12 protein-coding genes are annotated in these 11,703 nt (G+C 41.9%); 9 read left to right on the top strand and 3 right to left on the bottom strand.

The features are described from left to right. Positions 1-62 precede the first annotated feature (62 nt). Entirely contained in the window at positions 63-893 is an 831-nt protein-coding gene (purU, locus tag C1E24_RS06270) for a formyltetrahydrofolate deformylase (protein ID WP_138479793.1), read from the top strand. Between the two features lie 139 nt (positions 894-1,032). On the opposite strand, the gene C1E24_RS06265 is transcribed toward purU, so the two are convergent. Next, positions 1,033-1,686, bottom strand: coding sequence for a response regulator transcription factor (locus C1E24_RS06265; RefSeq protein ID WP_138479791.1), 654 nt, complete (start codon positions 1,684-1,686; stop codon positions 1,033-1,035). Between the two features lie 92 nt (positions 1,687-1,778). Then, entirely contained in the window at positions 1,779-3,719 is a 1,941-nt protein-coding gene (gene acs, locus C1E24_RS06260) for an acetate--CoA ligase (protein ID WP_138479789.1), read from the bottom strand. Between the two features lie 391 nt (positions 3,720-4,110). On the opposite strand from acs, the gene C1E24_RS06255 reads away from it, so the two are divergent. Continuing rightward, complete coding sequence (locus C1E24_RS06255) at positions 4,111-5,274, top strand: DcaP family trimeric outer membrane transporter (protein ID WP_138479787.1); 1,164 nt, start codon at positions 4,111-4,113, stop codon at positions 5,272-5,274. A 127-nt stretch (positions 5,275-5,401) separates the two neighbouring features. Here C1E24_RS06255 and C1E24_RS06250 read toward each other — a convergent pair whose 3' ends face one another. After that, positions 5,402-6,238, bottom strand: a complete 837-nt coding sequence (locus C1E24_RS06250; protein WP_138479785.1) for a 23S rRNA (adenine(2030)-N(6))-methyltransferase RlmJ — start codon at positions 6,236-6,238, stop codon at positions 5,402-5,404. A gap of 283 nt (positions 6,239-6,521) precedes the next feature. On the opposite strand from C1E24_RS06250, the gene zapB reads away from it, so the two are divergent. From zapB to C1E24_RS06215, 7 genes are all read left to right on the top strand, one after another. Next, entirely contained in the window at positions 6,522-6,752 is a 231-nt protein-coding gene (gene zapB, locus C1E24_RS06245; RefSeq protein ID WP_058028813.1) for a cell division protein ZapB, read from the top strand. Next, complete coding sequence (locus tag C1E24_RS06240) at positions 6,752-7,024, top strand: cell division protein ZapA (protein WP_138479783.1); 273 nt, start codon at positions 6,752-6,754, stop codon at positions 7,022-7,024. Before zapB ends, C1E24_RS06240 begins: the two co-directional genes overlap by 1 nt. Before the next feature lie 69 nt (positions 7,025-7,093). Further along, positions 7,094-8,062, top strand: a complete 969-nt coding sequence (locus C1E24_RS06235; RefSeq protein ID WP_171040806.1) for a hypothetical protein — start codon at positions 7,094-7,096, stop codon at positions 8,060-8,062. Between the two features lie 19 nt (positions 8,063-8,081). Then, positions 8,082-9,563, top strand: a complete 1,482-nt coding sequence (locus tag C1E24_RS06230) for a LysM peptidoglycan-binding domain-containing protein (RefSeq protein WP_138479779.1) — start codon at positions 8,082-8,084, stop codon at positions 9,561-9,563. Between the two features lie 62 nt (positions 9,564-9,625). Further along, the gene (locus C1E24_RS06225; RefSeq protein WP_138479777.1) at positions 9,626-10,114 is read left to right on the top strand and encodes an FKBP-type peptidyl-prolyl cis-trans isomerase; all 489 of its coding nucleotides are present in this window, start codon (positions 9,626-9,628) and stop codon (positions 10,112-10,114) included. A gap of 15 nt (positions 10,115-10,129) precedes the next feature. After that, the gene (locus C1E24_RS06220) at positions 10,130-10,858 is read left to right on the top strand and encodes an SDR family NAD(P)-dependent oxidoreductase (protein WP_138479775.1); all 729 of its coding nucleotides are present in this window, start codon (positions 10,130-10,132) and stop codon (positions 10,856-10,858) included. Then, the gene (locus C1E24_RS06215; RefSeq protein ID WP_138479773.1) at positions 10,855-11,691 is read left to right on the top strand and encodes an amidohydrolase family protein; all 837 of its coding nucleotides are present in this window, start codon (positions 10,855-10,857) and stop codon (positions 11,689-11,691) included. The genes C1E24_RS06220 and C1E24_RS06215 overlap by 4 nt, the downstream gene beginning before the upstream one ends. Positions 11,692-11,703: the final 12 nt, after the last annotated feature.

Raw genomic sequence — 11,703 nt, 5'->3', positions numbered from 1 at the left:
CTATTTTCATTCCTCTGTAATAAAGCTAGAGTGACTATTCGACTTTGCAGAGGAATGAGGAAATGCAAACAATACTAACCACACAATGTGATGACGATGTTGGTCTGATCGCGAAAATTACCGGGCTCTGTTACGAGCATAACCTTAATATCACCCGTAACAATGAATTTGTTGATAAAGAAGCTAAACGCTTTTTTATGCGCACCGAGTTAACCGGAGAACCCAGTGAGGCTTTTCTTGAGCAATTAAAAAGTCAGTTGCCTTCTGGGGCCAGAGTTGAGCTCTTTGACGAGTCAAAAAGAAAGGTGGTTTTACTGGCCACAAAAGAAGCGCACTGCCTTGGTGGTGTGCTACTTAAACAATACGAGCAAGCGCTTAACATCGAAGTACTGGCTGTCATTGCCAATTATCCAGATTTAGAAAAGCTGGTGTCTGGCTTTGATATCCCTTTTCATTGTATTTCACATGAAGGGTTAAGCCGTGCAGAACACGATAAGCTCGTTGGGGATGCTATTGCACAGTATCAACCTGATATTATTGGTCTTGCCAAATATATGCGTATTTTGTCGCCTGAGTTTGTTGCACGCTTTGAGAACAAAGTGATTAATATCCATCATTCTTTTTTGCCAGCGTTTATTGGCGCAAAACCTTATCATCAAGCATTTGAACGCGGCGTAAAAATAGTCGGTGCGACCGCACACTTTGTGAATAATGAACTCGATGAAGGGCCTATCATTGCGCAGAATGTGACGCCTGTGACCCACATACACAATGCTGAAGCCATGGCAAAGATTGGCCGAGATATCGAGAAGACTGTGTTCTGTAATGCCTTACAGCTCGCTACTGAGCACAAGTTGTTTATCAACGGCAATCGGACTGTGGTATTTAGCTAACCAAATACTCAGATTAGCTAGAATATTGAAGAGCTTGTTACATCTCAGTATTGTCCACTGTGACAAGCTTTTTTGGGCTGTGCACCAAGACACTCCTTGCCTAGTGCATTAAAAATCTTCTATCGCATAGCCGCTATATTTAACTCACTGCTTCTACGGGTTCTAATTGTAGTTTTGAAGCAATCAGTACAGCTTGAGTACGGTTATAAACGCCTAACTTTCTAAAAATAGCAGTAATATGTGCCTTTACTGTCGCTTCAGAAATATGTAATTCATAGGCAATTTGCTTATTCAGTAAACCTTCGTGTAGGTACTGTAAAACTTTATATTGTTGTGGCGTGAGTGAAGCAACTTGTTGTGCGAGCTCTCTGTCTTCATTTTCAACATTGGCTACTTTATCTTTTATATTTTCTGGTAACCAAGTTTCTCCTTCGAGCACGGTTTCGATACCTTGCGCGATATCTTGTGTTGAGGAAGCTTTCGGAATGAAACCCATGGCGCCGTAGGCCATTACCTTAGAAATGATGCTGAGATCTTCACTGCCTGATACAACCACAATAGGCAGACTTGGGTAATCTTCACGAATACGGATAAGACCGTATAAATCACCGCTGCCGGGCATATGTAGATCAAGTAAAAGTAAATCTAACTCGTCTTGCTCTGATAACACAGCAAGGGTACTGTCAAAACTTTCAGACTCGAAAACGGTTAAATCTTCAAACTGACTTTGCAATGCGCCTTTTAAAGCTTCCCTAAATAAAGGGTGATCATCCGCAATTAAAAACTGATTCATGCTTTTCTCCTAAAAATTCGGCTGTCATCTGAAAGAGGACAGCCGATATAGTACGATTAGAATTTAATGAAATTCAAGTTTTTAGCGTTCTATTAACGATTTAAACGATTTTCTATTAATTCATCTACTACAGTAGGATCGGCCAGTGTTGACGTATCACCTAGCTGTTGGTGCTCATTTGCGGCGATCTTACGTAAAATGCGGCGCATAATCTTACCAGAACGTGTCTTAGGTAGACCCGGTGACCATTGGATCATATCGGGAGAAGCAATTGGGCTTAACTCTTTACGAACCCAGTTACGTACTTCTTTGGTTAACTCATCGCTTACTAGCACACCTTCATTCGGTGTAATGTAGACATAAATACCTTGGCCTTTAATGTCATGCGGGTAACCAACTACGGCAGCTTCTGCTACTGCTTCGTGCGCAACTAGGGCACTTTCGATTTCAGCAGTACCTAGGCGGTGGCCTGATACGTTTAGTACGTCATCCACACGACCTGTGATCCAGTAATAACCATCTTCATCACGACGACAACCATCACCAGTGAAGTAAACGCCCGGATAAGCTGAGAAGTAAGTTTGTTCGAAACGCTCATGGTCACCATACACGGTACGTGCTTGTGACGGCCAGCTATCAAGAATAACTAGGTTACCTTCTGCTGCGCCTTGAAGTGTTTCACCTGCAGCATCAAATAGAGCCGGAGCAATACCAAAGAATGGACGTGTTGCCGAGCCTGGCTTCATGTCTGTCGCACCAGGTAGTGGCGTGATCATGATGCCACCGGTTTCAGTTTGCCACCAAGTATCTACGATTGGGCATTTGCTGTTACCAATGCGCTCGTGATACCAAGTCCACGCTTCAGGGTTGATTGGCTCACCTACTGAACCCATGATACGCAGTGAATCACGCTTTGAACTCGCTGTTGGCTCATCGCCTTTCGCCATTAGAGCACGAATAGCCGTTGGCGCAGTATAAAGAATGGTTACATTGTGCTTATCAACCACCTCACCAATACGACCTGCGCTTGGGTAAGTTGGTACACCTTCGAATACAACCTGAGTACAACCATTAGCTAACGGGCCGTATGCCATGTAGCTGTGACCGGTGATCCAACCCACATCGGCTGTACACCAGTAAATATCGTCTTCTTTAATATCGAACACATATTCATGGGTCATCGATGAATAAACTAGGTAACCACCGGTTGTATGTACAACACCTTTTGGTGTGCCAGTCGAACCAGAAGTATAAAGAATGAATAATGGGTCTTCGGCATTCATTGGCGTTGGTTCACATTCAGCTGGTACATCAGCTGTTAACTCATGCCACCATACGTCATGACTTTGCCAATCAACTTCACCACCCGTTAGTTGATGCACAACAACATGCTCAACTGTGGTTACGCCATCTTGAGAAACCGCTTCGTCAACATTGGCTTTAAGCGGAACTGTATTACCACCGCGACGACCTTCATCAGATGTGATAACCACTTTTGCGCCAGAATCTTTAATACGATCTGCAATTGCTGATGGTGAGAAACCACCGAATACCACTGAGTGGATAGCACCAATACGGGCACAAGCTTGCATTGCATAAATAGCAAATGGCGTCATCGGCATATAAATCGCAACGCGATCGCCCTTTTCAACACCTAGCTTTTTAAGGCCGTTGGCAAGTTTTGCTACTTCGTCATGAAGCTGTTGGAACGTAATATTTTCGCTATGCTCTGGGCTGTCGCCTTCCCAAATTAGTGCAACTTTATCTGCCTTGTCTTTAAGGTGACGGTCGATACAGTTATAAGAAGCGTTTAGCTCACCATCTTCATACCAATTGATGCTGATGTGACCTTTATCGAAAGAGGTGTTTTTAACTTTTGTATAAGGGGTTGACCAATCAAGGCGTTTACCGTGTTCAGCCCAAAATGCTTCAGGGTTGTCGATAGACTGTTGATATAAAGTTTCATACTGGTCGTTATTAACTAATGCATTGTTCTTGATAGCTTCAGGAACCGGATAAATGCTTTGTGACATAGTCATCTCCATATTAATTTACTTGCCCTTGGGCTTTCATCAAGGATCACTCAGGCGTTGCAGTTTAAGAATTAGACCTTAGTTGTATAAAGGTTAAAAAACAAACACAGATCATTTTTTGCAATAAAGTGCCTAAAATAGAACCAAACAGTACAACCCTATATTAAATAAATGAAAAATACAGCGTAAAATACGATTAACCACTATTTTTATAGACGAAATACTGCCACGAATTATTAATGGTCTGTGAACTGTTTGTTTATTATTCCACCTTAGTCGTATAGACCAAAGGCTAATTGAGCAAAAAGCGACCATCAACAACAGTGGGTATGAACTCTTATTCATGACAGCGTCGTTGCAATTTACAACGTAGCTTTAAGGAACATCAACTATGACAACTAAAAGTGTAGCAATTAAAACCCTTACAGCACTAGCAGTATCAAGCGCTCTAAGCCTACCCGCTCTAGCAGGTACCATCGAAGACACCAAAGTAAGCTATGGCGGTTACGTTAAGCTCGACGCTATCTGGAGTGACTTTTCTGACGGCACCTTAGGCGCACAACACATTGGCCGTGACTTCTATGTACCTGGTACAACACCTGTATCTGCTTCTAGCAGTGAAGATGCGGTATTTGACATGCATGCCCGTCAATCTCGTTTTAACTTTGGCACCGCCACTAAACTTGAAGATGGTAGCACCATTAAAACGAAAATCGAGCTAGACTTTATTGCCTCAACGGGTGGTAATGAGCGAGTGAGTAACTCTTACTCTCCGCGTATTCGTCAAGCATTTGTTACCTATAAAGGCTGGTTGTTTGGTCAAGCTTGGTCAAACTTCCAAAATGTCGGTGCACTACCTGAAACACTTGACTTTGTAGGCCCTGCGGAAGGTACAGTATTCGTTCGTCAAGCAATGGCGAAATATACCAGCGGTAACTTCTCATTCTCAGTAGAAAATCCAGAAAGTACAGTCACCACAGCTGATTCTGGCCGTGTTGTAACAGACGATGCATCTATGCCTGATTTCACAGCGCGTTATACACACAAAGCAGATTGGGGTAATTTTGTACTTACCGCGTTAGCCCGTCAGCTCACGTACAAAATTGGCGCGGCTGATGAAAGCGAAACATCATTCGGTGTGAGTGCATCAGGTCGTGTGAACTTTGGTAAAAATAACCTGAAGTTTATGCTCACTCAAGGTGCTGGCCTTGGCCGTTATGTGGGTCTAAACGTTGCCAATGGTGCCGTTTATGATGGCTCTAACCTTCATACCATCGACTCTACATCAGGTTTTGTTGCTTATCAGCATCACTGGAATGACAAATTCCGCTCAACTTTCTTATATTCATTCTTCGAAGCGGATAATGTAACTGATGTACTAGGTGCGGGCTATAACCCAACTAAATCAAGCATGAGCTACAGTGCTAACTTACTTTACTCTCCAGTTAAAAAGCTGACTTTTGGTGCTGAATATAAAGTAGGTACTCGTGAGACTGAAAGTGGTGTGGATGGTGATTTAAACCGTATTCAAATGTCTGTGAAATACGTGTTCTAAACTCCCGACTTGTCCATAGCTAGCTTTCTAAATAGGAAAGCTAGCAAACTATGGGCTAAATTTTTTAGCGGCATTATGCCGCTTTATTTTTTCTTTTTACTTTGTTTTTTTACATCGAAAACACAAATTACTCTTCGACTAGCTGCTCACTTCTGAAAAAGCCATTTTCATCAGACAATAAATCAACCAGTTCAGGCAACACTTCATCCATGGTCTTTTTTAGTGTCCAAGGCGGGTTGATAACCATCATACCTGAAGCCGTCATTCCATGAACATCAGTATCGGCACTGGTTGCAAGCTCAAATAATTGAATGTTTCTAACGCCTGACTCTTTTAAAGTTTGCTCCATTAAATCAATACGCTCTCTATCTACAACCGGATACCAAATCATATAGGTGCCAGAGCTAAATTTTTTATGCGCCTTAATTATCATCTTAACGGCATGCTGATAGTCGGTTTTAATTTCATAAGGTGGGTCCATTAACACGCAAGCTCTTCTTGAAGCAGGTGGCACTAAACCTTGTAAACCTTTAAAACCATCTTCGCCTTTTACACGGAGAGATTTTTTATGCTGAGTGTTTTTCTCAAGTAAAGTTAGATCTTGTGGGTGCAATTCAAAGAACCAACCTTTGTCTTGGCGACGTAAAAACTGCTCTGCCACTTTTGGTGAGCCTGGGTAAAACGATAATGACGCTTCGTTCATACCTTTAACCAGTTCGACAAAATCTATAATTGCTTGGTTTTGGCCTTGGTAGTGCCAAAGCTTACCAATGCCATCTAGATATTCTTGTGTCTTTTGCGAATCGGCGCCTGCTAATTCAAAAAAGCCAGCACCAGAATGCGTATCAATGTAATCAAACGGCTTGTCTTTTTTAGTCATATATTCCAGCACTTGTGCCAGAACAAGATGTTTGATGATGTCAGCAGGATTACCCGCATGAAATGAATGTCGATAACTCAGCATAATTGCGCCCAAAAGTGTTTACCTGAGCACTTACTCAGGTTTGAAGATAACAGTTTGTATTATCGCCTAATTACCCTCAGATATAAACGACACTGCTCAGAGAAATATAAAATTAAGAAGAGCTCAACTTTTTAAAATAGTATTTATTACATGTATTCGAGCTGAATTTACCTAAATATGACCAAATAATGACAAAATGCACCGCAAAGCTAGGTATTTGCTAGCATCCTTAGTCAGTTTGTTTTACATTTGTACCATATATAACAGTCAATAGAGCGCCTTTATGAACAACGAAACTCTCCCAAAACTCGAACAATTGATTGATGAACTGATCAACCAAAATAATCGTTTAAATAACGAACTTTCAGAGCTTAAAGCTCAAAATGAAAAACTAGTTGATGAAAATGAAACTCTTCAGCTAGAAGTACTTGAAAGTGAAGAAAAGCAAAAAGAGACAAGCCAAACTTTATCTGGCCTGTTGAGCAAGCTACAGAGTGCAACTCAGGCTAGCTAATGTCGCAAAAAACCAATCAAGTTGAAGTGAGCCTGCTTGGCAAAACACATCAATTTGCCTGTACTGAGGGGCAAGAAGCCGCGCTCCTCGATGCTGCAGCCTTGCTTAATAGTACGGTAGAAGAAATGAAGCAGCGCAGTTCTATACGCACTGAGCACAACGCATTACTGATGGCCGCATTGCACCTGTGTCACGACTTACAAGCACAGAAAACTGCACAAGAAAACTTAATCACAAAACTTTCTTCTCATCTAGCAAGCAGCGAAGAGTAATTCACTTTCATCAAATCGCATAATCGGTTAAATTACGTGCAATATTGAATAGCATGGTAAACCTCTACTTTGATTATGCGATTTTACTTCGCCCTATTTTTTATTTTCGCTTCATTTTCAGCCCCAGCAACACAATGGCTAAAGGTCGATGAAAAGACTTTTCTAATCGCACCGCCTACCAGTGCTCGCTATCTGACTAGCAATCAGGCGGTTTTAATAGGTCAAAAATGTGCAGCCATCATTGATGCCCATGGAGACTTTAGCGCACTTGAGCACTTTGCAAACGAAGTAAGAAAACGTATACCTAAGCCTATTTGCTATTTATTCAGCACCAGCAGTGATGAAGAACAAATCTTAGGGATGACGCTGCTAGCGAATGAATTTCCTGATGCGACATGGCATGCACCACGTCATGTTTCAATGCATTTCAATGAATACCAAAGCGCCTTAAAAGATAAACTTTCGCGATTTGAAAAAAGCCTACAACTCAGTCAATCTCGATTAGAAACACACTCTAATGCTCAAATGCAACAACGGCTAAATAAAGCTAAGGCGCGTATTGAGAAGTGGCAAAGTACAGCATTTTCTTCTCCTACTTTATTAAAGGCTGCTCAAGTGACTCTAGATTTAGGTGAGCATTCTCTTGTCGTAGCAGAAATCGAAGGGGCGACACAAGGCGGCCTAAGTATTTTAAGTCATCATAATTCAGGGTTGTTTGTTGGCTTAACAGCGAACCCTATTCCCTATGTGCAGAACAGTGATTTAGAGGCTTGGCTAGCAACAATCAAAAAACTACGAAACTCTGAAAAAGTGACTTGGTTACTACCAGCACAAGGTAAGCCATATAAACTCAAAGCGTTACAAAAACCAATTTCCTTCTTAGAGGCCGCAATCAACAGCGACTCGATGGTGATGCCAGAAGCATTACTGGCAATGTACAAAACGGATGAGCTCACACAAACTCGGTTAAGATTAATGTATGAGCTGGCTAAAAACAAACAGGTGCAAAAAATGCAAAAGCAAGGGACAGTGCTATAATCTGACAGGGAGCATGGGTATGAATATACATTTAAGACGCATTTTATTGTGTATTGGGTTGCTAGTACTAACAGCATGCCAAAGTACCTCTATACCTCATCAAAACGCCCCAGCTGAACCTCATGAAATTGCGGCGCTGTTTAACCAATCTACGCCTGAATATAAACCCTATCAAGCAGATAAAAAAACACCAGAAGACATACACTCCAGTATTACACCTGAAGTTAGACCTATTGTTTACGACGATCTTTGGCAAGAAATAATTGCCAGTTTAGCCTTTGACATAGTGCCGACACCTCGCTTGCAAAAACGCATTGACTGGTATTTGAAACAGCCCGATTACTTGTTAAAAGTGAATAAGCGTGCAAAACCTTATCTGTTTCATATTGCCGAAAAGATAAAGCAAAAAGGCTTACCCATGGATATGGTGTTACTGCCTTTTGTTGAGAGTGACTTTCGCCCTAAGGTGCATTCTAGTCAAAGTGCTGTGGGCATTTGGCAGCTAATGGATAGCACCGCCTATCACTTTGGCGTAACAACCGATGAGTGGTACGACGGCAGACAAGACGTGTTAGCCTCAACCGATGCCGCCCTAGATTATTTAGTTTACCTTTACCAACGCTTTAACGGTGATTGGTTACATGCGCTCGCAGCCTATAACACCGGAGAGGGCCGAGTAAAAAAAGCGATTCGAAAAAGTAAAAAGCAAGGCAAGCAAGGTTATTTTTGGCAACTCAAACTCCCTTCTGAGACCGCCGATTACGTACCTAAACTACTCGCTTTAAGCTATTTGCTTCAGGCCAAGCACCCAAATTTCAAGGTACCTAAGCTGCCTAACTATGCTTTAACCAGTGAAGTCGACTTTGCCCAGCGTTTTGATTTTTCAGTACTTGCCTCACTCACAGGGGTTAGTAAAAAACAACTCCACCAGCTAAACCCCGGCTACCTGCAACACCAAAGTGCCCCAGAAGGTCCTCATAAAGTATTGTTACCCCTGACCGAAAAACAACTTTGGCAAAGTGACTTTTTTCAAAACTACTTTAGCCAAACCTATACCGTGGTTAAAAATGATACCTTTTATGGTTTAGCGCGTCGCTTTAATACTACGGTCAATGCACTTATGGCACTCAATAATAAGCAAACGAGTCTTTTAAAAGTTGGTGAAGTACTAAAAATAAAAAAAGCACAGCCACTCGACAACTTAATGCTTGAATATCAAGTAAGCCCTTATCTGGCCCAAGAAGAAAAACAGCCAGTGTTAACCATGGAACATGAATACATCATTCAAAATGGCGATTCTCTTTGGGAGATCAGCAAAAAATTCAATGTACCCGTAAAAGATTTACTGACATGGAATAACCTAAAAAGCACTAGCTTGCTAAAACCTGGTAAAAAGCTATTACTGCATTTACCCAGACCTGCACAAACACCTAAAAAGCCTGAACCGAAAAAGTTTCTTTCTGAGCTAGAGCAACTCGTAAAGCCGAATACTTCTCCTTAACACTCGCACTAAATGCTTTGCTCACGTAAAATGTGCGCCAAACTGAGATAAGAGAGAAAAACATGCAAATTACTAAAGATACAGCTGTTGAGTTTCACTACACGTTAAGTGAAGCAGGTGAGCAAATTGAAACAAGCACAAATGCTGAGCCATTAACTTACCTTCACGGTACTGAAGGCATGCTACCAGGTCTAGAAGCAGCGCTTGAAGGCAAAGCCGCAGGCGACAAATTCAGTGTGACACTTGAGCCTAAAGACAGCTATGGTGAGTATCAAGAAGGCTTAATTCAACGTATTCCTATTAAACACTTACAGGGACTTGGCAACAACAAAGTATGGAAGCCGGGCATGAGTGCCATTGTTGAATCAAATCAAGGTCGCCATCAAGTAAGCATTGTAAAAGTTGGCCGTTTTAACGCAGACTGTGATTTAAACCACCCTTTTGCAGGTAAAACACTGACATTTGATGTTGAAGTGGTATCTGTACGTGAAGCGACGGCTGAAGAGTTATCTCACGGTCATGTTCACGGCGAAGGCGGCTGCGGTCACTAATTTCAGGTTATTATTATGAATAAAGTTGCCATCGTAACAGGTGGCAGCTTTGGCATCGGCCTCGCCGTTGTTGAAAAGCTGCTATCAGAAAACTACCAAGTCTTTAACCTCGATATTGCCCCTTCTGAGGTTGGCAGTTTCGTAGAGTGTGACGTTAGTTGTGTCGAAACAGTCAAGCGTTGTATAGCTGAAATTATTATGCAAACAGGTCGTGTTGACGCCCTAGTTTCGAATGCTGGCAAACATTTAAGCGCCACCATCGAAGATACCGACGAAGCCACGTTAGACGCGCTATTTAACTTGAATGTCAAAGGCGCTTACGCAGCCATTCAAGCTGTTTTACCCAGCATGAAAGCACAAAATAATGGCGCGATTGTGTTAATGGCATCCGACCAAGCCATCATAGGTAAACCGAACTCGTTTGCGTATAACCTGACTAAGTCGTCATTGGCTTCAATGGCAAAAACCACGGCGCTTGATTACGCTAAGTTCAATATTCGCGCCAATGCAGTGTGTCCAGGCACAATAGAAACCCCGCTATTCCATCATGCCATTGATAAGTACTGTGCCAAAAGTGGTGCTGACAAAGCAGAAATCGTGGCTGAAGAAGCGCAACTACAACCATTAGGTCGATTGGGCCAAGCCCATGAAGTTGCGGCTCTCACTGCATTTTTACTGTCTGATGATGCTAGTTTTATCACAGGAAGCTTACAAAGCATCGACGGGGGCTACACTGCACAATGATGCAGATAATTGATCCACACTTACACTTTTTTGACTTAAGTTTGGGTCAATATCATTGGCTCACTCAAGGTGCAGGTCCTAACTGGCCAAATCTAGAGCGAATAAAACAAAACCACCACTATGCTGATTTAGCCAATACTGAATTTTCAGTACACAGCTTCGTGCACATAGAGGCTGGGTTTAATAATGCAAAGCCAAGTGCTGAGCTTGCATGGCTTGCGAGTAGTACGCCTGAACACGTCCCTTTTAAGGCCATCAGCTATATTCAAATAGACTGTGAACCTGATATCTTTAAACAACAGTTAACTGAGTTACTATCAGCACCTAACTTTATTGGTATTCGTGATATTACCGAAGGCCAAGATTATCTTAGGTTATTGTCTGATAACACCAAAACAAACTTGAAAACGCTCGCTGAACACGGCTTAGTCTTTGAAGCGCAATTTGAGCTTTGCCATCTTGATGCTGTAAAAGCATTGCTCAAAAGTGCCACACTGCATCCTAATTTTAAGATTGTTATTAATCACGCTGGCTTTATTGATAACCTGCATGATTACACAAGCGCACTCTCATTATTAAGAGATACAAATAACATCTTTATTAAGTTTTCTGGTCAGGAACACTGCGCAGATGCTTTAGACTCAAAAGCTAAATTAACGCTCTTATTAGAATACTTTGGCGAAGATAGAGTGATGTTTGCTTCTAACTATCCCGTTTGTTTAATGCGAGAGTGTTATTTAAAAGTGTGGCAAGGTTATAAACTGTTAGTGAACGACTCAACGCTTTGGCACAAACTCAGTTTTGCGAATGCCGAGCGATTTTATTTCGGCTAACCAAAATCAAGC

It is taken from the genome of Pseudoalteromonas phenolica (genome assembly GCF_005876835.1).
Taxonomy (GTDB): Bacteria; Pseudomonadota; Gammaproteobacteria; order Enterobacterales; family Alteromonadaceae; genus Pseudoalteromonas; species Pseudoalteromonas phenolica_B.
This window is presented reverse-complemented; position numbering and strand designations above follow the sequence as displayed.

Bases quoted from the DNA above. Each gene is read 5' to 3' on its own strand.
- C1E24_RS06215 (WP_138479773.1), top strand. From the start codon at position 10,855: ATGATGCAGATAATTGATCCACACTTACACTTTTTTGACTTAAGTTTG.
- zapB (WP_058028813.1), top strand. From the start codon at position 6,522: ATGAACAACGAAACTCTCCCAAAACTCGAACAATTGATTGATGAACTG.
- C1E24_RS06240 (WP_138479783.1), top strand. From the start codon at position 6,752: ATGTCGCAAAAAACCAATCAAGTTGAAGTGAGCCTGCTTGGCAAAACA.
- acs (WP_138479789.1), bottom strand. From the start codon at position 3,719: ATGTCACAAAGCATTTATCCGGTTCCTGAAGCTATCAAGAACAATGCA.
- purU (WP_138479793.1), top strand. From the start codon at position 63: ATGCAAACAATACTAACCACACAATGTGATGACGATGTTGGTCTGATC.
- C1E24_RS06250 (WP_138479785.1), bottom strand. From the start codon at position 6,238: ATGCTGAGTTATCGACATTCATTTCATGCGGGTAATCCTGCTGACATC.
- C1E24_RS06230 (WP_138479779.1), top strand. From the start codon at position 8,082: ATGAATATACATTTAAGACGCATTTTATTGTGTATTGGGTTGCTAGTA.
- C1E24_RS06220 (WP_138479775.1), top strand. From the start codon at position 10,130: ATGAATAAAGTTGCCATCGTAACAGGTGGCAGCTTTGGCATCGGCCTC.
- C1E24_RS06225 (WP_138479777.1), top strand. From the start codon at position 9,626: ATGCAAATTACTAAAGATACAGCTGTTGAGTTTCACTACACGTTAAGT.
- C1E24_RS06255 (WP_138479787.1), top strand. From the start codon at position 4,111: ATGACAACTAAAAGTGTAGCAATTAAAACCCTTACAGCACTAGCAGTA.
- C1E24_RS06265 (WP_138479791.1), bottom strand. From the start codon at position 1,686: ATGAATCAGTTTTTAATTGCGGATGATCACCCTTTATTTAGGGAAGCT.